The 23614-nt window shown below is 71.2% G+C and carries 28 protein-coding genes and 2 pseudogenes; 16 read left to right on the top strand and 14 right to left on the bottom strand.

Translation table 11 applies throughout. From position 1 onward, the window contains the following. Nucleotides 1-4 precede the first annotated feature (4 nt). A complete protein-coding gene (locus tag EES42_RS02610) occupies nucleotides 5-1489 on the top strand; it encodes an MFS transporter (protein WP_124716454.1) in 1485 nt (494 codons plus the stop codon). 5 nt (nucleotides 1490-1494) lie between these two features. Here EES42_RS02610 and EES42_RS02605 read toward each other — a convergent pair. Continuing rightward, nucleotides 1495-1947: pseudogene (locus EES42_RS02605) on the bottom strand (VOC family protein); the annotation flags it as partial. A gap of 290 nt (nucleotides 1948-2237) precedes the next feature. Here EES42_RS02605 and EES42_RS02600 point away from each other — a divergent pair. From EES42_RS02600 to EES42_RS02585, 4 genes and pseudogenes are all read left to right on the top strand, one after another. After that, on the top strand, nucleotides 2238-2690 hold the full coding sequence (locus EES42_RS02600; RefSeq protein ID WP_124716453.1) for a hypothetical protein: 453 nt from the start codon (nucleotides 2238-2240) through the stop codon (nucleotides 2688-2690). Continuing rightward, complete coding sequence (locus EES42_RS02595) at nucleotides 2687-3025, top strand: hypothetical protein (protein ID WP_241196211.1); 339 nt, start codon at nucleotides 2687-2689, stop codon at nucleotides 3023-3025. The genes EES42_RS02600 and EES42_RS02595 overlap by 4 nt, the downstream gene beginning before the upstream one ends. 27 nt (nucleotides 3026-3052) lie before the next feature. Next, on the top strand, nucleotides 3053-3565 hold the full coding sequence (locus EES42_RS02590) for a DUF7134 domain-containing protein (protein ID WP_206433342.1): 513 nt from the start codon (nucleotides 3053-3055) through the stop codon (nucleotides 3563-3565). Further along, a pseudogene (locus EES42_RS02585) lies at nucleotides 3538-3690 on the top strand (LuxR C-terminal-related transcriptional regulator); the annotation flags it as partial. The gene EES42_RS02590 and the pseudogene EES42_RS02585, both read left to right, overlap by 28 nt. 65 nt (nucleotides 3691-3755) lie before the next feature. On the opposite strand, the gene EES42_RS02580 reads toward EES42_RS02585, so the two are convergent. The 4 genes from EES42_RS02580 to EES42_RS02565 all read right to left on the bottom strand — a co-directional run bounded on the left by EES42_RS02580 (nucleotide 3756) and on the right by EES42_RS02565 (nucleotide 7374). Beyond that, on the bottom strand, nucleotides 3756-4748 hold the full coding sequence (locus EES42_RS02580; RefSeq protein ID WP_241196210.1) for an SMP-30/gluconolactonase/LRE family protein: 993 nt from the start codon (nucleotides 4746-4748) through the stop codon (nucleotides 3756-3758). 25 nt (nucleotides 4749-4773) lie between these two features. Further along, the gene (locus EES42_RS02575; protein WP_124716452.1) at nucleotides 4774-5655 is read right to left on the bottom strand and encodes a 3-hydroxyacyl-CoA dehydrogenase NAD-binding domain-containing protein; all 882 of its coding nucleotides are present in this window, start codon (nucleotides 5653-5655) and stop codon (nucleotides 4774-4776) included. Between the two features lie 134 nt (nucleotides 5656-5789). Then, a complete protein-coding gene (locus EES42_RS02570) occupies nucleotides 5790-6497 on the bottom strand; it encodes a B3/B4 domain-containing protein (RefSeq protein ID WP_124716451.1) in 708 nt (235 codons plus the stop codon). Between the two features lie 40 nt (nucleotides 6498-6537). Then, entirely contained in the window at nucleotides 6538-7374 is an 837-nt protein-coding gene (locus EES42_RS02565; RefSeq protein WP_124716450.1) for an EamA family transporter, read from the bottom strand. Nucleotides 7375-7490: 116 nt separating this feature from the next. Between EES42_RS02565 and EES42_RS02560 the strand changes: the two genes are divergently transcribed. Next, on the top strand, nucleotides 7491-8075 hold the full coding sequence (locus tag EES42_RS02560; RefSeq protein WP_124716449.1) for a helix-turn-helix domain-containing protein: 585 nt from the start codon (nucleotides 7491-7493) through the stop codon (nucleotides 8073-8075). 32 nt (nucleotides 8076-8107) lie between these two features. Here the strand turns inward: EES42_RS02560 and EES42_RS02555 are convergent, their stop codons facing one another. Beyond that, a complete protein-coding gene (locus EES42_RS02555) occupies nucleotides 8108-8362 on the bottom strand; it encodes a hypothetical protein (RefSeq protein WP_206433341.1) in 255 nt (84 codons plus the stop codon). Between the two features lie 137 nt (nucleotides 8363-8499). After that, entirely contained in the window at nucleotides 8500-8895 is a 396-nt protein-coding gene (gene sodN / locus EES42_RS02550; RefSeq protein WP_124716448.1) for a superoxide dismutase, Ni, read from the bottom strand. Nucleotides 8896-9075: 180 nt separating this feature from the next. Between sodN and sodX the strand changes: the two genes are divergently transcribed. Next, on the top strand, nucleotides 9076-9534 hold the full coding sequence (gene sodX, locus EES42_RS02545; RefSeq protein WP_206433340.1) for a nickel-type superoxide dismutase maturation protease: 459 nt from the start codon (nucleotides 9076-9078) through the stop codon (nucleotides 9532-9534). Here sodX and EES42_RS02540 read toward each other — a convergent pair. After that, the gene (locus tag EES42_RS02540; protein ID WP_124716446.1) at nucleotides 9438-10067 is read right to left on the bottom strand and encodes a CGNR zinc finger domain-containing protein; all 630 of its coding nucleotides are present in this window, start codon (nucleotides 10065-10067) and stop codon (nucleotides 9438-9440) included. The two genes, sodX and EES42_RS02540, sit on opposite strands and share 97 nt — an antisense overlap. 89 nt (nucleotides 10068-10156) lie before the next feature. Between EES42_RS02540 and EES42_RS02535 the strand changes: the two genes are divergently transcribed. The 3 genes from EES42_RS02535 (at nucleotide 10157) to EES42_RS02525 (ending at nucleotide 12306) form a co-directional block, all read left to right on the top strand. Continuing rightward, a complete protein-coding gene (locus EES42_RS02535; RefSeq protein ID WP_124716445.1) occupies nucleotides 10157-10918 on the top strand; it encodes a class I SAM-dependent methyltransferase in 762 nt (253 codons plus the stop codon). Between the two features lie 147 nt (nucleotides 10919-11065). Beyond that, nucleotides 11066-11554 (top strand): SigE family RNA polymerase sigma factor, encoded by a 489-nt coding sequence (locus tag EES42_RS02530; RefSeq protein WP_124716444.1) that lies wholly within the window; start codon nucleotides 11066-11068, stop codon nucleotides 11552-11554. Next, complete coding sequence (locus EES42_RS02525) at nucleotides 11551-12306, top strand: hypothetical protein (RefSeq protein WP_124716443.1); 756 nt, start codon at nucleotides 11551-11553, stop codon at nucleotides 12304-12306. Before EES42_RS02530 ends, EES42_RS02525 begins: the two co-directional genes overlap by 4 nt. A 72-nt stretch (nucleotides 12307-12378) precedes the next feature. On the opposite strand, the gene EES42_RS02520 is transcribed toward EES42_RS02525, so the two are convergent. The 3 genes from EES42_RS02520 to EES42_RS02510 are packed head-to-tail and all read right to left on the bottom strand — an operon-like array spanning nucleotide 12379 to nucleotide 15070. After that, the gene (locus EES42_RS02520) at nucleotides 12379-13146 is read right to left on the bottom strand and encodes an amino acid ABC transporter ATP-binding protein (protein WP_124716442.1); all 768 of its coding nucleotides are present in this window, start codon (nucleotides 13144-13146) and stop codon (nucleotides 12379-12381) included. Beyond that, complete coding sequence (locus tag EES42_RS02515; protein ID WP_124716441.1) at nucleotides 13143-14093, bottom strand: amino acid ABC transporter permease; 951 nt, start codon at nucleotides 14091-14093, stop codon at nucleotides 13143-13145. Before EES42_RS02515 ends, EES42_RS02520 begins: the two co-directional genes overlap by 4 nt. A gap of 29 nt (nucleotides 14094-14122) precedes the next feature. Beyond that, entirely contained in the window at nucleotides 14123-15070 is a 948-nt protein-coding gene (locus EES42_RS02510) for an ABC transporter substrate-binding protein (protein WP_124716440.1), read from the bottom strand. A 522-nt stretch (nucleotides 15071-15592) separates the two neighbouring features. Between EES42_RS02510 and EES42_RS02505 the strand changes: the two genes are divergently transcribed. From EES42_RS02505 to EES42_RS02485, 5 genes are all read left to right on the top strand, one after another. Further along, a complete protein-coding gene (locus EES42_RS02505) occupies nucleotides 15593-16804 on the top strand; it encodes an NAD(P)-dependent malic enzyme (protein WP_124716439.1) in 1212 nt (403 codons plus the stop codon). A 226-nt stretch (nucleotides 16805-17030) separates the two neighbouring features. After that, nucleotides 17031-17996: a zinc-binding dehydrogenase gene (locus EES42_RS02500; protein ID WP_124716438.1), complete on the top strand. Its 966-nt coding sequence runs from the start codon at nucleotides 17031-17033 to the stop codon at nucleotides 17994-17996. Nucleotides 17997-18028: 32 nt separating this feature from the next. After that, nucleotides 18029-19441 (top strand): cellulase family glycosylhydrolase, encoded by a 1413-nt coding sequence (locus tag EES42_RS02495; protein WP_241196209.1) that lies wholly within the window; start codon nucleotides 18029-18031, stop codon nucleotides 19439-19441. 81 nt (nucleotides 19442-19522) lie between these two features. Continuing rightward, nucleotides 19523-19732: a sigma factor-like helix-turn-helix DNA-binding protein gene (locus EES42_RS02490; RefSeq protein WP_114249297.1), complete on the top strand. Its 210-nt coding sequence runs from the start codon at nucleotides 19523-19525 to the stop codon at nucleotides 19730-19732. After that, the gene (locus EES42_RS02485) at nucleotides 19732-20307 is read left to right on the top strand and encodes a Clp protease N-terminal domain-containing protein (protein WP_124716437.1); all 576 of its coding nucleotides are present in this window, start codon (nucleotides 19732-19734) and stop codon (nucleotides 20305-20307) included. The genes EES42_RS02490 and EES42_RS02485 overlap by 1 nt, the downstream gene beginning before the upstream one ends. A gap of 45 nt (nucleotides 20308-20352) precedes the next feature. Here EES42_RS02485 and EES42_RS02480 read toward each other — a convergent pair whose 3' ends face one another. Both EES42_RS02480 and EES42_RS02475 read right to left on the bottom strand, forming a co-directional pair. Beyond that, nucleotides 20353-21378, bottom strand: coding sequence for a PadR family transcriptional regulator (locus EES42_RS02480; protein ID WP_124716436.1), 1026 nt, complete (start codon nucleotides 21376-21378; stop codon nucleotides 20353-20355). A gap of 1 nt (nucleotide 21379) precedes the next feature. Further along, nucleotides 21380-22237, bottom strand: coding sequence for a DUF4097 family beta strand repeat-containing protein (locus tag EES42_RS02475; RefSeq protein ID WP_124716435.1), 858 nt, complete (start codon nucleotides 22235-22237; stop codon nucleotides 21380-21382). A 165-nt stretch (nucleotides 22238-22402) separates the two neighbouring features. On the opposite strand from EES42_RS02475, the gene EES42_RS02470 reads away from it, so the two are divergent. Continuing rightward, a complete protein-coding gene (locus EES42_RS02470) occupies nucleotides 22403-23302 on the top strand; it encodes a hypothetical protein (RefSeq protein ID WP_124716434.1) in 900 nt (299 codons plus the stop codon). A 59-nt stretch (nucleotides 23303-23361) separates the two neighbouring features. Here EES42_RS02470 and EES42_RS02465 read toward each other — a convergent pair whose 3' ends face one another. Then, nucleotides 23362-23544 (bottom strand): DUF6104 family protein, encoded by a 183-nt coding sequence (locus tag EES42_RS02465; RefSeq protein WP_019075209.1) that lies wholly within the window; start codon nucleotides 23542-23544, stop codon nucleotides 23362-23364. Nucleotides 23545-23614: the final 70 nt, after the last annotated feature.

Here is a 23614-nt window from a genome sequence, read left to right as displayed (position 1 = left end):
CATCATGTCCGCACCCAGTCAGGCCCCGGCTCCGACCGGCACGGCCGACATCGCCGCCACCGCTCCCGCCGCCTCCCCGTCCGGAATCCGTATGACCGGGCGGCAGAAACTTGTCCTGACCCTCCTCCTCGGCGCCCAGTTCATGATCGCCGTGGACTTCTCGATTCTGAACGTCGCACTGCCGGTCGTCGGCGAGGGGCTCGGCTTCTCCGTCTCCCGTCTCCAGTGGATCGCCACCGCGTTCGCGCTCGCCGCCGCCGGCTTCACACTGCTCTTCGGCCGTATCGCGGATCTCGTCGGACGCAAGCGGCTGTTCCTCGCCGGCATGGTCGTCCTCGGCCTCTCCTCCGCCCTCGGCGGTCTCGCCACCTCGCCCGAAGTGCTGCTGGTGGCAAGGGTGTTGCAAGGGCTCGCGACGGCGGCCGTCACCCCGGCCGGGCTCGCGCTGCTGACCACCGCCTTCAAGGAGGGCCCCCTGCGGGAACGCGCCCTGGGGCTCAACGGGGCACTGATGTCCGCCGGATTCACCGCCGGGGCCATCCTCGGCGGGCTGCTCACCGATCTGCTCTCCTGGCGCTGGGCGTTCTTCGTCAACGTGCCGGTGGCCGCCCTGGTGGTCTCCCTCGCCCCGGCCGTGATCACCGACTCGCGGCCCGCCGCACGCCCCCGGCTCGACATCCCCGGAGCCGTGACCGTCACCGGCGGTCTGCTCCTCCTCGTCTACGGGCTGACGCAGGCCGGCGAGTCCGGCTGGACCGGGCCCACCACCCTGGCGTCGCTCCTCGCCGGGATCGTGCTCCTCGTCGCCTTCCTGGCGGTCGAGAAGCGGGCCGCGGCACCGCTGGTCCCCGTACGCATCCTGAAGCGGCGCAGCGTCATCTGGGGCAACACCGCAGGTCTGATCGCCTTCGTCACCGAGACCTCGCTGGTCTTCCTGCTCACCCTCTACCTGCAGGAAGTCCTCGGCTACTCACCGCTCGCCACCGGTCTCGCCTTCGGCGTCCTCGGCATCGGCACCGTGATCGGCGGCACCCTCGGCGGCCGTGCCGTCGGCCGGTTCGGGAACCGCAGGACCATCGTCACCGGCGGGGTCGTCCAGGCCGTCGCCACCCTGTCCCTGGTGGCGCTCGGAACGTCGGGGGAGTGGATCGCGCTCCTGCTGGTGGCCACCTTCGTCGGCGGCATCGGCAACATGCTGATGATCGTCGGCTTCATGGTCACCGCGACCTCCGGCCTCCCCGACGAGGAACAGGGCCTGGCCACCGGCCTCGCCACCATGACCCAGCAGGTCGGCATCACCATGGGGATCCCGGTCATGAGCGCCGTCGCCACCGCCCGGATGTCCGCACTCGGCGACACCGGACCCGAGGGCGTGCTCTCGGGGGTCTCGGTCGCGATCCTGGTCAACTCGGCGCTGGTCCTGGCCGGGGCGCTGCTCGCGGGCGCCTTCCTCGGGCCGCGGCGGACGAGGAGCGAAGCACGGCGGTGAGGGGAAGCGGCGATGTCCAGCTTCTTCATGGTCAGCATCGCCCGCGTGGTCCTGGCGGCCTTCGCCCCGTCCGGATCGGTGACCAACGACAGCAGCACCTCGGGCACGACCTGCCAGGAGAGGCCGTACCTGTCCTTCACCCAGCCGCAGGGCCCCTCCTCACCCCCGTCGGTGAGAGCACCCCAGTAGTAGTCCACCTCGGCCTGGTCCGCACAGCGGATCTGGAACGAGACGGCCTCGTCGAACGTGAACTCCGGACCGCCGTTCAGCCCGACGAACTTCTGGCCGTTCAGCTCGAACTCGACCGTCATCACGGATCCGGCGGGCCCCGGCCCCGCCTCGTTGTAGCGGGCGATCCCGCCGAGGCGGGAGTTCTTGAAGACCGAGACGTAGTACTCCGCCGCCTCCTCTGCCTGTCCGTCGAACCACAGACATGTGGTGAAGCCCTCGGTGGTCATCGCTGTCTCCCCTCGTGTACGCAGCCCCGTCGCCTGCGCAGGTCCACCCATACCGACCGACCCCATCCCGAAGACTCATCGCTGTACTGGAGGTAACCCAAGGGGGGCAGGTGTCGGCCGACTTCATATGGTCCCTGTGGATGGCTCGAAATCGCCTCGGCGACACGGCTGCGCTCCACATCTAAACGGTTGAACGGCGTGGCGGGCGCGCGGGTCATACTCAGGTCCGACCCCGAGGTCCGGGCCCTGGTCCGATGCCCCCACCCAGGGAGCGGCGGCATCGTCGGGGCATGACGAACCGAACGGCCCCCACGGGCACCCCGGCAACCGCCATCGACGCCCGGCTGCGCGCCCTGCTGCCGGTGGAGCCGATGGGTGCGGCCGGATTCACCGGACGCTGGGCCGGCGGTACCGCCATGGTGCTCGGCCCGGTCCTGATGCTGGCCGGAGCGCTGCTGCGCGTCCGCTTCCACTTCTTCTACCCCGACCAACTCGCCGCGTACGAACGGCACCCCACGCTGATGGCCACGGCGTACGGGCTGTTCGCCGCCGGGAGCGTGCTGCTCTGGCCCGCCGTGGCCGTGCTCGCCACCCGGATCGGGATCCGCAGCCCGGGATGGGGGCTGTGGGGCGGAGTCCTGGCCGTCCTCGGGCTGTTCGCCCGTACCTTCCACGCGGGGGTGGACCACCGGCCTTCCAGCTGGTGCGGTCCCGTGGCGCCGATGTCGCCACCGAGGCCGTGACCGCCGGCTACGGCGCCTTCCATGTCTTCGCCGCACTGAACCTCGCCGTACTCGCGGGCTGGGTCGTACTCGCGCTCGGCGCGTGGCGCACCCGAGTGCTCGGGCCGGTGCGGGCGGTCGCCCTCGGCCTGACGGCGGCGCTGCCCCTGGGCGTTCTCAAGGGCACCACGCCGATGTCGCTGGTGGCCCTGGCCGGGCTGTGCGTCGCCCTGGTGCCGTCCGGGCTCGGCCTGCTGCGCGCGGCGCCGCGGCCCGGCCGGGCGGTGGCGCTGCGCTGGGCCGGGCTGACGGCGGTGACGATCGTGTCCATGGTGCTGATCGGGCAGGCCGGCTGAGTGCGCCGGTACGGATACCGTCGGACCATGCCCCCCACGGCCGGCCACTGCCGTCTGCAACTCCAACTCGTCGATCTCGCCGTGGCGTTGTCGCTGACCGCCGTCTATGCCGGCTTCGTACGGATGGGCTCCGGCGACGGCCAGGCGCACTACACCGGGCCGCTCTGGACGGGGTACCTGATCGCCGCAGCGGTGGGTCTGCCCGTTGCTGTACGCCGTCGCCGCCCGCTCCTCGTGCTGGCGGTCGTCCTCGCCGCGCTGGCCACCGCCTCGCTCCTGGACATCGTCCGGGAGCCGTACGCGGCGGCCGGGTTCGGCGCCTACCTGGTCGGCCTCGCCGAACCCGCCCGGCGCTCCGTACCCGCGCTGGTCGTCGCGCTGACGGTGGCGGGCGGCGCCGTCTACCTCGGCGAAGCGGTGGTCACCCCGGCCGACGACCCGTGGGGGGCCGTGGGAGTGGCCGGGCTGGTGGTGCTGGTGATCGGCGGTTCCTGGGGCGCGGGCCGCTTGTTACGGAGATCGCGCAGCACCTCCATCTGAGCCAGGCCACGGTCAAGACACACATCGGCAGGCTGCTCGCCAAGCTCCGGGCGCGCGACCGCGCCCAACTCGTCATCGTCGCCTACGAGACCGGGCTGGTCGACGCACGTAGGCGTAACGCGTAACGCGTGACATGCGACGCGTGACATGCGACGCGTGACATGCGACGCGTGACACACGACGCGTGACGTCAGGAACCGACTCCACCGACTCCACCGACTCCACCGACTTCGCCGATTCCGCAGAGTCCGGTGAGGGGGAACGGCAGGGACACGATCTCCCGCTCCGCCCCACCGTCGGCGGGGCCGCCGGGCAGGGGGACGGCTCGGATGTGCCCGCCCAGGTCGGAGACGTAGGCGATGCCCGCCTCGCCGTCCACGGCGAGCCCGATCGCCTCCGCGAACCCGCCGGCGAGGATCTCGGGCGGTGTTCCGGCCCGGCCGGGACCGGGGAGGGGAGCACGGTTGAGGGTGTTTCCCGCGGGCGGCGTGCCCCGGTCCGTCCAGTACAGCCAGTCGCCGTCGATGTGCAGATCGATCGGCTCGGGCAGCCCCGTCCAGAGCTCCTCGACGTCCGGACGCCGCCCGGCGCTCCCGCCGTCCGGGATCTCGATCCCGGCCCGGAGGATCCGGCCCACGCCACCCTTCGCCGGGCCCTTCTGCGTCCAGTACAGATGCCCCCGCACGGGGTCCACCGCCACACCGACGCACTCCTGCGTCTGGCCGTCGTCGGGAGTGTTCACGATCAGATCGGTCAGACCGGTCCCGTCCACCCGGGCCCGGCTGACGCGACAGCCCTCGCGGTCGCCCCAGTACAGGAGTCCGGCGCCGTCGGAGGTCAGTTGCTTGCCGGTGGTGATCGAGCCGTCGGGCAGGACGTCGCGCTGCCCGCTCCCGTCGAGGTTCACCGCGTGGACACCGCCGTTGCGGCGGGAGAAGTCACTGCTCGCCTCCCCCGAGCCTGCGGAGGGGTCGATGACCGGTACGCCCATGGTGGTCCAGTAGACCGTTCCGGAATCGACCACGACGCCGTCCGGGGCGGGCCCCGCAGCCTCGACGAGGGTGTCCACCCGGCCGTCCGGAACGCTCACCCGCAGCACCTTCCCGGGAGCGATCCGCAGCGCCAGCAACTCCTGCCACATGGCCTTCCCCTTCTCCCAGGGGTCCTCGGTGGCGACCGTCACGACACGGACGGACCAGCAGACCCCTTCACGCGGTGCCGCCCGGGGGCTCCTGCCAGCCCAGCGGCTCCAGGATCGCCCGGGTGCGCCGGTCCCGTGTCTCGACGAGGCGCCGGTAGCTCTCGTCCCCGGTGCCGTAGGCCCGTTCGACCGAGTCGATGACCGTGCCCATCTCGGACCGGTCCGGCTCGCCCATCTCGAAGGTCATCGCCGCCCCGACGTGCTCGACGAGGTGCCGCATCCCCGCCGGACCGCCGCCGAGGACATTGCTCTCGAACGGTCCGATGGTGGCCCACCGCAGGCCGAGCGACGCCCTGACCAGGTCGTCGAGATCCTCCGGATCGATCACGCCCTGCTGCACGAGGTAGGTGGCCTGATCGTTGAAGGCCTTCTGGAGGCGGTTGCCGACGAAGCCCGGCACCTCCTTCTTCAGCGTGATCGGCAGCTTGCCCAGGCTGCGGTAGACCTCCACCGCACGGTCGACCGTCCCGGTCGACGTCCGCGGTCCGGGCACCACTTCCACCAGCGGCATCAGCTCGGGCGGATTGAACGGGTGGCCGATCACGATCCGGTCCGCCGCCGGGTTGCCCTCGGCGATCACGGACGGCAGCAACGAGGACGAGGAGGAGGCCAGCACCACGTCGTCGCGGGTGCTGGCCGCGAGCGTGGCGAACATCTGCTCCTTGACCGGAATCCGTTCCGGCCCGGCCTCCTGCACGAAGTCCGTGCCGGAGGCGGCAGCGGCCAGATCGTCGGTCGCGGTGACCGGAAGCCCGACGAGCTGCTCGGCCACGAGATCCTGGAGATCCGGCCGAGGGTCGCTCACCCGCACCTCCCAGCCTGCCGCGCCGAACAACCGGGCCCAGGAGACACCGATCACGCCGGCGCCCACGATCGTCACGACAGCCATGCGGAACTCCCGACGAGCCGCTTGAACGAGATTTCAGGGTCGCCCTCCATGACAACCCGGGCGGATCCCCTCGGCAACTCGTACCGACGGCGGCGGACCTGCCGTCCTCCGCGCGCTCCGGGAGCGGCCCGGTCTCAGATGTCGGCCTTGGGATCCGCCGGACCGAGGTACCGCACGGCGGTGCGTTCGGCATGCGGACCGAGCAGCCCCCGCAGCTCCTCCGCCGCGCCCCTGACGAGGTCGCCGTCGTGGTCGGCGCGGAGGGTTTCGAGTACGAAGACGACGCGGTCGGAGTCCTCGGTGACCCGGGTGCGGTGGGCGTCGCGGTGGTTCCAGTGCCGGGTCAGCACGCCGGTGGTGTCCGCGTAGACGATCTCGCCGGGCTTGGGGTTCTCGACGGTGCCGGGCTCGCCGAGCGGGGTGAACTCCTCGCCGCCGTCCGCGTACCGGATGTCGACATCACCGTCGACGCGGTCCAGGTCGAAGGCCCCGGCGGGCAGGCCGTGCCGGACGGAGACGGCGTTGTAGGAGTCGACGGCCGGGTTGATACGCGGCAGGGTGCCCCGCTTCGCGAAGCGGCGGCCGAGCGCGTCGACGCTGGGCCGGATGCGGCGCGGATTGGTGCCGAAGGAGCGGTAGGCGGTGTGCCACGCCTCGATGCGCGGGTCGGTCTCGTCGGCGGGCTGCCAGGCACCGCCGGCGAGCCGCTGCTCCAGGTCCGCCAGGGCGGCGGCGGTCTCGGGCCAGGGCTCGCGGCCGCGCAGGCCGGTGGCGGTGACCAGGGCGATGAGGGTGTCGGGGAAGGCGTCCGTGACGGCGGGGGCGATGCGGAAGGCGGGCATGAGCGGTGTTTCCGTTTCTCGGTACGAGGGTGCGTCGGGATCAGGTCAGGGCGAGGAGGCCGACGGCGACGGCGGCGGTGCCCAGGCCGACGAGCTGGCCGCGGTGGATGCGCTCGGCGAGCACGCCGCGGGCGAGCAGGACCGTGCCGGCCGGGTAGAGGGCGGTTATCACGGCGACGACGGTCAGGTCCCCGCTGCGGGCGGCGAGCAGGAACATCAGGTTCGCCAGCGAGTCCAGGACGCCCGCGGCGGCCGACATCGCGTAGGCGGGCCGCTCGGAGCCGAGCTTGCGGTACAGCAGCCCGGCGGCGGCCAGGGTGACGGTGGAGGAGACCGCCCGGCCGATGACCAGCGGAGCCACACCGCTGTCGGAGGGCGCCTGGTGCAGGAAGATCAGCTGGAGGGCTATGGCGGCGCCCGCGCCGAGGGCCAGCAGCAGCGCGGTACGGGACGGGCGCGCGGACCCGGCGCCGTGCCCGGCACTGACCAGCACCACCGCGAACAGCGCGAGCGGCAGGCCCACCAGCCCGGCGGCCCCCAGGTGCTCGCCCTGGAGCAGGCCCACGCCGACGGGCAGCGCGGCGGAGACCAGCGCGGTCACCGGCGAGAGCACGTTCATCGGGCCGATCGCCAGGGTGCGGTAGAGCAGCGCGAACGCGGCGGCGGAGACGACCCCCGACGCCGCACCCCAGCCGAGGGCGCCGGCACTGAACGAGGCGCCGAGCACCGGCCACAGCAGCAGCTCGACCGCGAGCGAGGCCGGGGCGGCGATCATCACGGTACGCAGAACATGGGCCTTGCGGGCACCGAGACCGCCGAGGAAGTCGGCGCACCCGTACGCGAGTGAGCTGCCCAGAGCCAGAAGCAGAGCGAGCACGGCACATCCCTTACCATCATTAGAACGACCGAACCGTACAACGGATCGACCGGTCGGTGTCAACCAATCGACCCTACGGCCCATTCCGGTGGCGCCGTGGCGAGGACGGAGAACAGATGGCCGAGACGGCCGCAGCCCTGCGGACGGTCGCCCACAACGTCAGGGCGGCCCGCACCCGCGCGGGCCTGTCCCTGGACGAGCTCGGCCGGCGCGCCCAGGTCAGCAAGGGGGCGCTGGTGGCGCTGGAGAGAGCCCAGGGCAACCCCAACCTCGCCACCCTGGTCCGGCTGGCCGACACCCTCGGCATCTCGGTCTCCGCCCTGATGCAGGGCCCGCCCGAGGGCCGCGTCCGCGTCGTGACCGCCGAAACCGTCGCACCCCTGTGGACCGGGCCGCAGGGCGGCGAGGCCCGTCTCATGCTCACGACCTCGGGCCCGGCCCCGGTGGAGATCTGGCGCTGGCGACTGGAACCGGGCGAGGAATACCCCAGCCACCCCCACCAGGCCGGGGTCACCGAGACCATCAGCGTCACCTCCGGCCGGATGACCCTGGTCGTCGACGGCACGGAACACCCCGTCGAGGCCGGACAGACCGCCACTTTCGACGGCGACTCGGCCCACACGTACCGAGGCTCCGGAACCGGGACCTGCCATCTGATCATGACGGTCCACCTGCCGCCGGGCCCCAATTCCGCACCCTGATCAAACGCACGCAACGCAATGCGGCAGCCGGCTCAAGCGCCGTGCGGCTCCGCGACGGCGGCCCAGCGGCGGATGTGCCGGCCGGCGAAGACCCGCATCGATTCCTCCAGCCGTGAATCCACCACGTCCCGGGACTCGTCCGGGGCGGGATCACGACTCCCGCTCGGCGCGTACGCCGGAGACCGGTCTGCACGGAGCGGCAGGCCGGTCCAGTACCAGGCCCGCACGGCCCCCGCCCGTTCGGTGTCCGAGCCCGTCCGCAGGTGGTCGACCAGTGCCGCCGGCACCCGACGGCGTCCCCTCCCCGCAGAAAAGACCGCACCCGGACCGCCACGGACGCCGGGTTCGGCGGCCTGCGGGCCGGGTGCGGGTGGGGAGACCGGGCGGTCGGAACGAGCGCCGGTCAAGCAAGCGTGACCGGAGGTCAGGCCTTCTTCGTCTCCCAGAAGATCTTGTCGATCTGGGCGATGTAGTCCAGCGCCTTCTGGCCCGTCGCCGGGTCCGTGGAGGCCTTCGCGGCCGACAGCGCCTTGAGGGTGTCGTTGACCAGCTGGTGCAGCTCCGGGTACTTCTCGAAGTGCGGGGGCTTGAAGTAGTCGCTCCACAGCACCGAGACGTGGTGCTTGGCGAGCTCGGCGCGCTGCTCCTTGATGACCACCGCGCGGGCCCGGAAGTGCGGGTCCTCGTTGGCCTGGTACTTCTCCTGGACGGCCTTGACGGACTCCGCCTCGATGCGGGCCTGGGCCGGGTCGTACACGCCGCAGGGCAGGTCGCAGTGGGCGCTGACCTTCACCTTGGGGGCAAACAGGCGGGAAAGCATTGAGCTGTCCTTCCTCGTGATCGTCTTCTCAGGTGGGACATTACTCCGTGAGAGACGTGTTTTCGTGGGTGCCCCCATGGGCTTAGGCCAAAAGTCCAGGGCGAGGATGGGACCAGTGGCCGAATGTACGTAACGCTGTACGGGACGGTGTACTGGACGGATCGGGGAGGTGCCGGAGAGATGCGGGAGGTGCCGGAGGTGCCTGAGCTGACGCAGGAGCAGCCCGGGCGAGGGCTGTCGGCGCGTGTGCCGTTCCAGGTGGTGGAGGTGACCGGGCCGTCGATGGTGCCCACGCTCCATCACGGGGACTGGCTGCTGGTGCAGTACGGGGCGGCGGTGCGCCCCGGGGACGTGGTGATTCTGCGGCATCCGTTCCAGCAGGACCTGCTGGTGGTCAAGCGGGCCGCCGAACGCCGCCGGGGCGGCTGGTGGGTGCTGGCCGACAACACCTTCGCGGGCGGGGACAGCACGGACTACGGGACGGTGCCCGAGGAGTTCGTACTGGCCAGGGTCCGGGCGCGCTATCGGCCGCTGAAGAAGGGTCAGCGGTCCGTGCGGGGTGTGGTGACCTGGGCGGTCTCCGCGCTGCGGCCGGTGTCGGCCGCCCGTTCCGTCTCCAGACGCTTGCGGGCCCGGTAGGCGGCCACATTGGCGCGGGTCGCGCAGCGGTCCGAGCAGTAGCGGCGGGACCGGTTGGTCGAGGTGTCGAGATAGGCGTTGCGGCACGGTGCCGCCTCGCACAGGCCGAGCCGGTCGACCCCGTACGAGGTGAGGTGGAAGGCGAGGCCCATCGCCGCGATGGCGGCGTACCCGGCCGTCGCGTTCGACGGATGGTCGGCCAGGTGCATGTGCCAGTCCGGCTTCCCGTCCTCGTCCCGGGTCTCGTGGCCGGAGATCTGCGGGCTGACCGGGAACTCCAGCAGCAGTGAGTTGAGCAGGTCGACGGCGAGTGTCTCGTCCCCGCCGTCGGCCGCCTCGAAGACCGAGCGCAGCCGTGCCCGCACCGACCTGAAGCGGGTCACGTCCGCGTCGGTCGCCCGCCGGGCCGCCTGGCCGTTGGCGCCGAACAGTTCGCGGACCGCCTCCACGGAGGTGAGGGAGTCCTTGTTGCGGGCCGGCTCCTCGGTGTTGACCAGACGCACGGCGTAGTCCGAGTAATAGGCCAGTTCCACTTGTAGTCCTTACGGCGTCGGTCTATGGTCGTTGCGGCGAACGATGTAATGGGCCTTTTCGGGTCCAGGGTATTACATGGAGGTTCCTGGTGGCTGAGACATCGACAGGTACGGACTGGCGGGCCTGGCAGGAGAGCTGGGACCGGCAGCAGGAGTGGTACATGCCCGACCGCGAGGAGCGGTTCCGGGTGATGCTGGACATGGTCGAGGCCCTGGTGGGGCCGCGGCCGAGGGTGCTCGATCTCGCATGCGGTACGGGAAGTATTACGGACCGGCTGCTCAAGCGGTTCCCGGAAGCGACCAGTACCGGTGTGGATCTCGACCCGGCGCTGCTCGCCATCGCGCGCGGCTACTTCGACGGCGACGAACGCGTCACCTTTGTCACCGCCGACCTCAAGGACCCTGAATGGGCCGGGCGGTTGCCGTACGACTCGTACGACGCCGTCCTCACCGCCACCGCCCTGCACTGGCTGCACACCGAACCCCTCACCGCGCTCTACGGGCACATCGGCGGGCTCGTCCGGGACGGCGGGGTGTTCATGAACGCGGACCACATGATCGACACCGCGACGCCCCGGATCAACGCCGCCGAACGCGCCCACCGGCACGCCGCCATGGACCGCGCCAAGGCCGCCGGCGCGGTCGACTGGGCCGACTGGTGGGCGCTGGCCGCCAAGAACCCGGTGCTCGCCGGGCCGACCGCGGAGCGGTACGAGATCTACGGCGAGCACGCGGACGGCGACATGCCCCCGGTGGGGTGGCACATCGACACCCTGCGGGAGGCGGGATTCGGGGAGGCGCGCACCGTCTGGGCGTCGCCCTCGGACACCCTGGTGCTCGCCGTGAAGTAGCGGCACGAAGGGGAGGCATGGGCGGTACGGCCGGCGGCCGTACCGCCCATGATTTATTTCCCGGCGTTGCTGCAACCCGCCGTGCACCCCACCGCACTGGAAGGGCGAGACGGTCCGCACCCGCGGACCCGGAGAGGGGCGCCGACGATGCGGATCGACGACGATGCCGCGCTGCACGCCTTCGTCGAGGGCAGACGTACCGCGCTGTTCCGCAGCGCGTATCTGCTCTGCGGCGACCGGCACGAGGCCGAGGACCTGGTCCAGACGACCCTGGTCAAAGTAGTGCTCGGCGGGCGGCGGCACGGGCGGCTCGACAACATCGAGGCGTACGCGCGCAAGACGCTGGTCAACACGTTCATCGCGGCCCGCCGCCGGTTCTGGCGGCGGGAGCAGTCGTACGGGGAACTGCCCGACCGGGCGGACCACGTGCCCGACACGGAGACCGGCCTGGCGGTACGGGCGGCACTCGCCCGGCTCACGCCCAGGCAGCGGGCCGTGCTGGTGCTGCGCTACTGGGAGGACCTGAGCGTGGAGGCCACGGCCGAAACGCTCGGGATGCGGGAGAACACGGTGAAGAGCCACGCGGCTCGGGGGCTGGCGGCACTGCGCGCCGAGATGGCGGAGGAATTGGTATGAACGACGTGCGTGAGCTGCTGGGGCGGGCCGCGGAGGACGCGGGGCAGCCGGAGATCTCGACCCGGGCGGTGTACGCCGGGGCCGCCCGGGTGCGCATGCGCCGGAGGGTCACCGTCTCGGTCGCGGCGGCCGCCCTGGTCGCCGGCGGAGCCGTCGCGGTGCCGAACCTGGCCCCGAAGGGGGACACACAGGAGACCGCGGTGGCGGCCCCGGTCGAGCTCGTCGGGAACGGCGGCCGGGCGAAGCAGCTGGCGAAGGTGCTGCCCAAGGACGTCGGGGAGATCGATCAGGTCTCGTTGTCCGTCATCCGTGACGGCGACACCTCCGAGCGGGAGCTGCCTCACCTGGAGGGACCGCTGGACGGGCACTTCTCCGTACGCAAGGACGGCGGCGTCGGCTACCTCGTCATCGGCTACATGGACACCGGGAACCCCGGCTCGGCGGGCCCGGCCGACAATCCGTGCGAGCCCGCCCAGGGGCAGCCGGATCTGGCGGACTGCGTGAACGAGCAGCTGCCGGGCGGGCGGGTGCTGACGACCTGGAGCGACCCGATGGACTACGGGGTCACGCCGCAGTGGGGGAAGGAGCTGACCGGCCGGGTCACCTTCGAGGACGGTGGGGTGCTGTCCGTCCGTGACAGCACCGGCTTCAAGGGCGAGCGGGCACAGGGGCCGCTCATGAAGACGCCGCCGCTCACCCGCGCCCAGCTGCGGGAGCTGCTGCTCAGCCCGGAGCTGCTGCCGAAGAAGTAGAAGAAGCAGGGGAGAGGGAAGAGAGGGAGGGCGGTACGGAGGTGTCCTCCGTACCGCCCTCCCTCCGCGCCGCTACAGGACCTTCGAAAGGAACGACTTCGTCCGGTCGTGCTGCGGGTTGGTCAGCACGTCGCGCGGGTGGCCCGACTCGACCACCACGCCGTCGTCCATGAAGACCAGCGCGTCGCCGACCTCACGGGCGAAGCCCATCTCGTGGGTCACCACGATCATCGTCATGCCGTCCTCCGCGAGGCCGCGCATGACGTCCAGGACGTCGCCCACCAGCTCCGGGTCGAGCGCCGACGTCGGCTCGTCGAAGAGCATCAGCTTCGGCTCCATGGCCAGGGCGCGGGCGATGGCCACCCGCTGCTGCTGGCCGCCGGAGAGCTGGGAGGGGTAGTTCTTCGCCTTGTCGCCGAGGCCGACCCGGTCCAGCAGCCGTTCGGCCCGGGCCCTCGCCACGGCCTTGGACTCGCGCCTGACCTGGACGGGGGCCTCCATGACGTTCTCGATCGCCGTCATGTGCGGGAAGAGGTTGAAGCGCTGGAAGACCATGCCGATGTCCCGGCGCTTGCGTGCGACTTCGCTGTCCTTGAGCTCGTAGAGCTTGTCGCCCTTCTGGCGGTAGCCCACCAGCTCGCCGTCGACGTACAGCCGGCCGGCGTTGATCTGCTCCAGGTGGTTGATGCACCTCAGGAACGTCGACTTGCCGGAACCGGACGGGCCGATCAGACAGAAGACCTCCTGCGGGGCGACCTCCAGGTCGATGCCCTTGAGGATGTGCGCGGCGCCGAAGGACTTGTGTACGCCCTCGGCCTTCACCATGGCGGTGGCGGTCATGCCATGCCTCCCTTCGGGCGGCCGAGGGACAGGAGGTTGGCCCTGACCTTCTGGAACGGGGTGGGCGGCAGGCTGCGGCTCGAACCGCGCGCGTAGTACCGCTCCAGGTAGTACTGGCCGACGCTCAGCACCGAGGTCATGATCAAGTACCAGGCCGCGGCCAGGAAGTACATCTCGACCGGGGCACCGGATCCCTGCCCGATGTCCTGGGCGTACTTGAACAGCTCGTAGAACTGCACGGCCGCCACCAGCGACGTGGTCTTGAGCATGTTGATCACTTCGTTGCCCGTCGGCGGCACGATCACCCGCATCGCCTGCGGGATCACGACGCGGCGCAGGGTCTTGCCGTGGCTCATGCCCAGCGCGTGCGACGCCTCCGTCTGGCCCTCGTCGACCGAGAGCAGACCCGCACGGCAGATCTCGGCCATGTAGGCGGCCTCGTTCAGACCCAGGCCGAGCAGCGCCGTCAGCAGCGGCGTCATGAAGCTCGACCAGTAGTCCTTGTAGATCGGCATCAGGTTGATGTACTCGAATACCAGGCCCAGGTTGAACCAGACGAACAGCTGGACCAGGACCGGGGTGCCGCGGAAGAACCAGATGTAGAACCAGGCGATCGACGAGGTCACCGGGTTCTTCGACAGCCGCATCACGGCCAGCAGGACACCGCCGACGATGCCGATGACCATGGACAGTGCGGTCAGCAGCAGCGTCTGGGTGACGCCCTTGAGGATGCGGTCGTCGAAGAAGTAGTCCGGGACCGCACCCCAGTTGATCTTGCCCTGGCTGAAGGCGTAGACGATCGCGACGAGTGCCGCGATGGCGATGACGGCCGAGACGTACCGGCCGTAGTGCCGGACCGGAATGGCCCGGATCGCCTCGGGTCCGGACGATGGGGTGCGAGGTATGGGCGGCTGGTCGGCCGGGCCCGTCTTCTCGATGTCAGTCACAGGAAGAACCTTTCAGCGCCGGTGCCTGCTCAGGATCCGCCGTTCAGCTCGGCTTCGGTGACCGCGCCGGCCTCCACGCCCCACTTGGAGATGATCTTGCCGTACTCGCCGTTCTTGATGATCGCGTTCAGGGCCGCCTGAACGGCCTTGGTCAGCTGGTCGTTGCCCTTGGCGACGGCGATGCCGTACGGGGCGGCCTCGACCTGTTCGCCGACGATCTGGAAGTCCTTGCCGCCGCCCGAGGTCTTCACCGCGTACGCGGCCACCGGGAAGTCGGAGGAGCCGGCGTCGGCGCCACCGCTGCGCAGCCGGGTCTGGGCCTCCAGGTCGTTGTCGAAGGTCTCGATCGCGATCGACTTGCCGGCCGGGCACTTCTTCGACTCGGTCTTGGCGAGGTCGTGCGAGACGGTGCCGCGCTGGACGGCGATCTTCTTGCCGCAGAGATCCGCCCAGGACGAGATTCCCTGGTCGTCGCCCTTCCGGGTGTAGATCGAGACGCCGGCGCTGAAGTAGTCGACGAAGTCGACGCCCTCGCCGACCTTCTTCTTCGTCTCGGAGTCGATGCCCTGCTGGCGGTCCTTGGTGTCGGTCATCGAGGACATCGCCAGGTCGTAGCGCTTGGAGCGCAGACCGGTGATCAGCGTGTCGAACGTGCCGTTCTGGAACTGGAAGGTCACGCCGAGCTGCTTGCCGAGCGCGGCGCCGATGTCGGGGTCGATGCCGACCGTCTTGCCGGACTTGTCCTTGAACTCGACCGGCGGGTACGCGATGTCCGAACCGACCTTGATGACGCCCTTGTCCTTGATTTCCTTGGGCAGGAGGCCGGCGAGCGGGGCCTGGGCCGACGCCGAGTTCCTCGGACCGTTCTTGGTCTGGTCGCCGCAGGCGGCCAGCAGCATCGTGCCGGCGACCGCGATGGCGCAAACCGCTGCGATCCTGGACTTCGCGGCCGTGCGACGAGTGGAGCTTGCGGTCATGATCGGGTTGCCTCCGGCAGGTGAGGGGTGGTGTTGCCAGGCGGTATGGACACACGACTTCGGATGTCGCCCCCCTGAGGGATTAGGGCATCTTGCCATTCGGACTGGCTAAATCTGGTCGCTGATCATGTCAAAATCGGATAACGGGCGATCCCCGAACCTCACGAGGCCGGTACGCGGGGCCGGACCATCTGTGGGAGTTCCATCATCACGCCGGAAGATCTGCGGCGCGTCTCGACTGGTGGACGCTTTCGTCGCTTGGCGGACTTGTCCAGATATTCGACTATGAGTCACGTCACCGAACCGATATGGACTCGTCCATGAAGCGGTTCGTCCGGTAAGAAAGACCTTTACACCCCTCATCCGGGGCTCAGGGCGCGTGTGCGGCGCGCCCGCGCGTATGTATTTCCCCCTGCCGGTGCGGGCCAACCGCCGGCGCAGGGAGCGTACGCGGTGCCCGCCCACCCCTCCTCAACCAGGAGTGGCCACCCTCAAACGATGAAGACTTAAGGGGTCAACACCATGGCAGCGGAGATCGTCAATCCTCGCAGCGACAGCACCACTGACAGCACCACCGATGAGCCGTTCGATCCGGCCTTCGCGCTCCACCGCGGGGGGAAGATGGCCGTGCAGGCCACCGTTCCCATCCGCGACAAGGACGACCTGTCCCTCGCGTACACGCCCGGCGTCGCCAAGGTGTGCAGCGCCATCGCGGAGAATCCCGAGCTGGTCCACGACTACACCTGGAAGTCGCAGGTCGTCGCCGTCGTGACGGACGGCACCGCGGTCCTCGGCCTCGGTGACATCGGACCCGAGGCCTCCCTCCCGGTGATGGAGGGCAAGGCGATCCTCTTCAAGCAGTTCGGCGGCGTCGACGCGGTCCCGATCGCGCTCGCGACCACCGACGCGGACGAGATCGTCGAGACCGTCGTCCGGCTCGCGCCGTCCTTCGGGGGCGTGAACCTGGAGGACATCTCGGCGCCGCGCTGCTTCGAGATCGAGCGCAAGCTCCAGGAGCGGCTCGACATCCCGGTCTTCCACGACGACCAGCACGGCACCGCCGTCGTGACGCTCGCGGCCCTGCGGAACGCCGCGAAGCTCTCCGGCCGCGAACTCGGCGACCTGCGCGCCGTCATCTCCGGCGCCGGCGCCGCGGGCGTCGCCATCGCGAAGTTCCTGCTGGAGGCGGGGCTCGGCGATGTCGCCGTGGCCGACCGCAAGGGCATTGTGAGCCGGGACCGCGAGGACCTCACCGAGGTCAAGCGCGAGCTGGCCGAGCTCACCAACCGGGCCGGGATCTCCGGCCCGCTGGAGCGCGCGCTGGCGGGCGCCGACGTCTTCATCGGCGTCTCCGGCGGTACGGTCCCCGAGGCCGCCGTCGCCTCGATGGCACCCGGCGCGTTCGTCTTCGCCATGGCGAACCCGAACCCCGAGGTCCACCCCGACATCGCGCACAAGTACGCGTCCGTCGTGGCGACCGGGCGGTCCGACTACCCGAACCAGATCAACAACGTGCTGGCCTTCCCCGGCATCTTCGCTGGCGCCCTCCAGGTCCGGGCCTCCCGGATCACCGAGGGCATGAAGATCGCCGCGGCGAACGCGCTGGCCGATGTCGTGGGCGAGGAGCTCGCGGCGGACTACGTGATCCCGTCGCCGTTCGACGAGCGGGTGGCCCCGGCGGTCACCGCCGCGGTGGCGGCCGCCGCGCGGGCGGAGGGTGTGGCCCGGCGCTGAGCCGGTGGGGCGTGGGTGGGGGTACGGGTTCCCGGGTGCGGGGTGCGCCTGCGGCGGGCTTGTTCTCCACCCCGCCCCTTCCCGTAACCGGGGGCGCCGCCCCCGGAACCCCGCTCCTCGAACGCCGGAGGGGCTTGAATGCGCGGGTGCGCCTGCCCACCCGCGCGGTGCGCGTCACACCCGTGGCCGGTTACGTCCGGCCCGTGCCCGGCCTATCGTCGGGGCCATGTTCGCCGCCTACGCATCCCGCATCGACCGCGACCAGCCCCTCAACGGCCTCGATCTGGGCGAGCGCCCCGCCCCCGAGGCGCGACCCGGCTGGACCACCGTCAACGTCCGGGCAGCCTCCCTCAACCATCACGACCTCTGGTCCCTGCGCGGCGTCGGCCTCGCCGAGGACAAGCTGCCGATGATCCTCGGTTGTGACGCGGCCGGGACCGACCAGGACGGCAACGAGGTCGTCCTGCACTCCGTCATCGGCCAGACCGGCCACGGCGTCGGCCCGGAGGAACCCCGCTCCATCCTCACCGAGCGCTACCAGGGCACCTTCGCCGAGCAGGTCACCGTCCCCAGCTGGAACGTGCTGCCCAAGCCGAAGGAACTCACCTTCGAGCAGGCCGCCTGTCTGCCGACCGCCTGGCTCACCGCGTACCGGATGCTCTTCACCAACGCCGGGGTGCGCCCCGGCGACTCGGTCCTCGTCCAGGGGGCGGGCGGCGGCGTCGCCACCGCCGCGATCGTGCTCGGCCGGGCGGCCGGGCTGCGGATCTTCGCCACCAGCCGCGACGAGGCCAAGCGCAAGCGCGCCGTCGAGCTCGGTGCCATCGAGGCGTTCGAGCCGGGCGCACGGCTGCCGCAGCGCGTCGACGCGGTCATCGAGACGGTCGGCGCGGCCACCTGGTCCCACTCCGTGAAGTCGCTGCGCCCCGGCGGCACGCTCGTCATCTCCGGCGCGACCAGCGGCGACCGGCCCTCGCACGCCGAGCTGACCCGGATCTTCTTCCTGGAGCTGAAGGTGGTCGGCTCGACCATGGGCTCCAAGGACGAGCTGGAGGACCTGCTCGCCTTCTGCGCGACCACCGGCGTACGCCCCGTCATCGACGAGGTGCTGCCGCTGGACCGGGCCCGCGAGGGGTTCGAACGGCTCGCGGCGGGCGACCAGTTCGGAAAGATTGTGCTCACCTGCTCTTGAGGAGTACAGGGTGAGCTGCTCTGATCTGCGCCATGCGAATAAGGACGCGGATGCGGATGGGCAGCTTACTCACCTCGATCGTCACTTCGTTCGTGCTCGCGGCGGGGGCCCTCGCCCCCGCCGCCGACGCACATCCGGCACCACCGGAACGGACCGGCATACCCCGGCTCACCGACGACCGGGGCCGCACGCTCACCCTGCGCGGATGGAGCGTCGCGGACAAGGCGCACAGCGGTGACCAGGCACTGACCGCCATCACCGAGAAGCACTTCCGTGATCTGCACGCCAAGGGCTTCAACTTCGCCCGGCTGCTCATCTTCTGGGACGACCTGGAACCGGTCCGGGGCCACTACAGCGCCGAGTATCTGCGCCGGATCGACCGGGTCCTGGACTGGGCGCAGAAGTACGACATCCAGGTGCTGCTCGACGCCCACCAGGACGTGTTCGGCCCGGCGTTCAACGCCCGGGGCATCCCGGCCTGGGCGACCCGCACCGACGGGCTGCCCTTCACCCCGCACCCCGACGACTGGTTCTCGGAGTACTTCGAGCCCGCCGTGCAGCGCGCCTTCACCCACCTCTACGAGGACGCCGACCTCCAGCGCGCCCAGGCACGGATGTGGCAGGTCGTCGCCGGCCGCTTCGGACACCACCCAGCCGTCCTCGGCTACGACCTGATCAACGAGCCGATGGGGGAGCTCGGCGAGGGCGAGGACCTGCCGACGGCCGCCCGCCGTATCGAGGCCCAGCAGCTCACCCCGATGTACAACCGGCTGGCCCGCGCGGTCCGTTCGGTCGACCGCGACAACTGGCTGTTCGTCGAGCCCACCCCCATCGTCGGCGAAGGCGTGCCCACCGGACTGGGCGCGATCAAGGACCACCGCACCGTCTACGCCCCGCACTTCTACAACACCGCGATGGAGGCCGGCGCCGACTACGACCCGGCGGCCGGCTGGATCGAGTCGTACGAGGCCGCCGTCACCGCGTACCCGAAGCAGCAGAAGATCCCGGTCGTCGTCGGCGAATGGGGCCCGCTGAACAACAGGCTCCCGCAGATGGGCCGCTTCTACCGGGACGCGATGGCCTCCCTGAGCCGTTACAGCTCGGGCTGGGCGGGCTGGGTGTGGTGCTACGGCGGTGGCTACTGCGCCCTGGACGAGAACGGAGCCTTCGCCGCCAACAAGGAGCGGACCGCCACACCGTACGCACCCGCCGTCGCCGGAACCGTCCACTCCGACACGTACGACGACAACGCGCGCGTCTACCGGCTCACCTACACGGCGGGCCGCCGCGGCACCACGGAGATCTCGCTGCCGCCGGCCGCCGGGCGGTGGCGGGTCTCGGTGGACGGCCGCGCCGAGGTCCGCAGGCACGGGGGAGAGGTGCGCGTCCACGCCCGCAAGGGGGCGCGGGTCACGGTGACGGTGACCGGGGCGGCGCGCGGCTGAACGGCCCGCACGGCGCACGTCGTATGCCCCCGCCTGTCAATCGCGGTTGACAGGCGGGGTGCGTCAACCTACGTTGACATCATGACTGAAGCGACGGATCTCGCCGCGCGTGCCGGTGACCGTGACCCCCGGGTGGGGCTGCGGGCGGTCGCCGCGCTGCGCCGGCTGCTGGAGCAGCTCGAAGCCGTACAGGTCAGGAGCGCCCGCGTGCAGGGCTGGTCGTGGCAGGAGATCGCGGCCGAACTGGGCGTCAGCAGGCAGGCCGTGCACAAGAAGTACGGGAGGCAGTGATGTTCGAACGATTCACCGGGAACGCCCGGGAAGTCGTGACCGGCGCCGTGACCCATGCCGAACGGACCGATGCCGCATCGGTCGGCGAGGAGCATCTGCTGCTCGCGTTGCTGGACCGGCAGGAGGGGCGGGCCGCGTTCGCCGTCACCTCACTCGGGCTGGCGGACCGTCGCGCGTCTGTCGAGGCCGAGCTTGCCACGGTCCGACGCCACGGTGGGCTGACCCGGGCGGACACCGAGGCGCTCGCCGGTCTCGGCATCGACGTGACCGAGATCGTCGCCCGCGTCGAGGAGGCGCACGGCGAGGGCGCGCTCGACCGGGCCCGGCGGCGCGGTGCGCGGCGCCGACCGTTCAGCCGCGGGGCGAAGGGCATCCTGGCCAGGTCGCTGCGGATCGCGGCCGGGCGCGGGGACCGCTTCATCGGCGACGAACACCTTCTCCTGGCACTCACCGCCTGTCCCGGCGCGGCCGCCGAAGTGCTCGCCGCGCACGGCGCCACGTACGGGACGGTGAACCGCGCGCTGTACGGGGGCGGGGAGGAAGGGGAGGGGGAGCGGTTCAGGAAGGCGGGCTGACCCCCGTCCGGCCCGGCCTCCGGTTCCGGCCCCGTCCCCGCCCCGTCACTTCGGCCCGTCGTCGCCCTTCCGCAGCAGCGTCCCGATGTGGGTCGCCGCCGTCGACAGATGGCGGCGGGCCTCCGTCAGCTGGTCCTCCGTGACGCCCTTGTCCCGTGCCGCGTCGCGGATGTCGTCGCGGAAGCGGTCGAGCAGCCGGTCCAGGTCGCGGGCCGGATCGCCGGTGCGGGGGATGTCCTTGCCCCAGTCGGCGTCCGCGTCGGTGTCGGCCGGCTCCGGCTTCGCGTACGGGGGCCATGCGCCCGTCCTGGCGAGGCCGCCGAGCTGGCCGGTGATCTCGGCCAGTCCCTCCCGTACGCCCGAGGGCCAGTCGCCCCGGGCGAAGTGCTCCTGGACCTGCCGGGCGGCGTTCTGCATCTGCTCGCGCGCCCTGTCCTGGGCCTCCTTGGCCTGGCGGCGGGCCTGCTGGGCGTCCTCACGGGCGCGGCGGGACTCGTCCTTCGCCCGGCGGGCCTGCTCCTTCCACTCCTGCTTGGCCTTGCGCAGCTCCTCCTTGGCGGCGCGCCACGCCTCCTTGTCGCCGAAGTCCGCGAGGTCGCCGAAGGCGGACTCCCAGTCACCCTTGCGCCCCGAGCCCGAGCCCGAGTCGGTGCCGGAGCCCGAGCCGGAGCCGGAGCCGGTGTGCCGGGTCTCGTGCGCCGCGGCCCGCATCTCGCTGCGCAGCTTGCCGGCGGCGCCGCGCACGTCGTCCCGTATCTCGGCGGCCAGTTCGGCGACCGAATCCCGGATCTCCAGTTCCAGATCGGCCAGTTCGCCGGTGCGGCCGGCCAGCTCGGCGCGGCCCGCGTCGGTGATCGAGTAGACCTTGCGGCCGCCCTCGGTGGCATGGGTGACCAGGCCCTCGGCCTCCAGCTTGGCCAGGCGGGGGTAGACCGTGCCCGCCGAGGGGGCGTACAGCCCCTGGAAGCGCTCCTCCAGGAGCCGGATCACCTCGTATCCGTGGCGAGGGGCCTCGTCGAGGAGTTTCAGCAGATAGAGGCGGAGGCGGCCGTGGGCGAATACGGGGGGCATGTCAGAGCACCTTTCCGGTCGGCTCGGCATCGTACGTACCGTCCTCGGCCGGTGGGCGGCGCAGCAGGGCGATCGAGCCCGAGACGGTCGTCGCGCGCAGTTTGCCGGTCCCGGCGCCGAGTGTGCCGGTGATCTTCTTCGTGCCCCACTGGCCGCTGACCCGCAGATCCTCGAACCCGTTGGAGACGGAGCCGCTCGCGGTGTTGGCCTCGACCGTCGCGTCCGCCGGGTGCGGCAGCCGGATGGCGACCTCGCCGGAGACCGTGGTCAGCCGGATGTCCGTGGGCTTCCCGGTCGGGTCCAGGTCGAGCACCATGTTGCCGCTGACCGACTCCGCCCGAACCGAGGCCCCGGCGCCCTCGACGACCGTCAGATCGCCCGAGACCGAGTGGAAGCGGAGCTCGCCGGTGACCGACTGGGCCTCCACGCTGCCGGAGACCGTCTCGGCCAGCACCGGCCCCGCGAGCCCGACGAGCGTGGTGTCTCCGGTGACGCCCCGGACGTCCGTACGCCCGCGGATCCCGGAGACGACCGCGCCCGCGCCGACGACGCCGACCTCCACCGCCGCGCCGGTCGGCACGGCGAGCGAGACGACCGCGCTGCGATGCCAGCCCTTGCGGTCGAACCACTTCAGGAAGCCCTGCCAGGGCAGGTCCTCGTACGCGACGGTGAGGGTGCCGTCCTCCAGGGTCACTATCAGCGGCGGACCCTCGATCCCGGAGACCTCCAGCCGGGCGGTCGGCTCCTCGGTGCCGACGACATTGACGGCGCCCCCGACGATGCGCACATTGAGCGACGTCACGGGGGCGTCGAAGGTCAGTTTCTGGGGCTCGGCGATGGCCCATGTCGACGCAGGCACGGATCTGACCTCCCGGGGAGTACGGCGTGACGCAACATATCGCGTCTCTTGGGGAACACGATATATCGCGGAACGGCGAAGTCAAGGCGCGTCGCGATGCCCTCGGGCGGCCGTCGGGGGATCAAAGGGCGTCGAATGCGGGCAAATTGCCCTAGCGTGTGAGGCATGAATGCGACATCTCCCGCGGGGGCGCTGCTGCTGTGCCGGGCCGAACCGGAGGCCGTGCGGCCGGTGGCCACCCTGCTGCGCGAGCGGATGCTGCTCGCCCCCGCCGGAGACGTATGGTCCGTCCTCGTACCCGAGGGAAAGCCCTGGCGGGGGGCCGGTTCCGACGGCGGTCCCGGTTCCGACGGCGGTCCCGGATTCCGTGTCGCGGACGTCATGGAGCCGGTCGACCGGGTCGTGTCCGGCTGGGCCACCGCGCTCGCGGTCGGCTCGACGTGGCCCGTGCTCGCCCTGTGGTGGGACGGCGACCGGGCCGGCTACACGCTCGCCGCCGGTTTCCGCCGCCCGGTCGGCTACGTCTGGCTCGCGGACGGCACCCCGGCCGGTGAGGACGAGGCCATGCGCACGTTCGCCGAGCGCCTCGGCCTCGACCCCGTACTGGACGTCCAGGCGCTCGAAGAACTGACCCGCCCGGACCCGGACGCCGACGCGCGCATCCGGCTGCGCGGGCTGCTCGCCGTACTGACCCGGATCGGGCTGATCCTGCCGCCCGGCCTGGACCCGGACACGCCCGGCGACCGGCTGTACGCGGCGGCCGACGGCCGGCCCGAGGCGGAACCGGTCGCCTGGACCGGCTGGCGCGGGGCGGTGCGGGCCGAACTCGACGCGGTCGAGAGCAGCCGCCTGGGGCCCTGGATGCGCGGCCCCAGGGCCCGGATGCTGGCCGGTGCCCAGCTCGCCGCCGGACTGCCGCTGGTCCTCCGGGGGATCAGGCGCCACGGCGGCGGATGGGCGCTCGCGGGGGCGCTGCTGGTGGCGCACGGGGCGCTCGGGCTCGCCTACGACCGGATCAGGGGCGCCGGGGAAACGGCGGACGGGCGCGAGCGGCTACGCGGGTGACCAAGCGAGTGGCTGCGCGAGTGACCAAGAGAGCAGCTCGTCAGTGACCGCACGAGCGACTATTCGTCGTCGTCCTCGTCGTCGAGCCGGGCCAGCCAGGTCGCGAGGCGCTCGACCGGCACCTCGAAGTCGGGATTGAGATCGACGAACGTACGGAGCTGCTCGGCGAGCCACTCGAAAGTGACCTCTTCCTCGCCTCGCCGCTTCTCCAGCTCCTCGATACCGCGGTCGGTGAAGTACATGCGGCAAGCCTAATGCCTGGTGACAGCCCCCCGACGGGCGGGAGCGGGTCCCCGGACCGTACGCTCCGGC

This window comes from Streptomyces sp. ADI95-17 (assembly GCF_003846175.1).
Classification (GTDB): Bacteria; Actinomycetota; Actinomycetes; order Streptomycetales; family Streptomycetaceae; genus Streptomyces; species Streptomyces sanglieri.
Note: the sequence above shows the minus strand (reverse complement) of the source record. Positions and strands in the feature narration are given on the sequence as shown.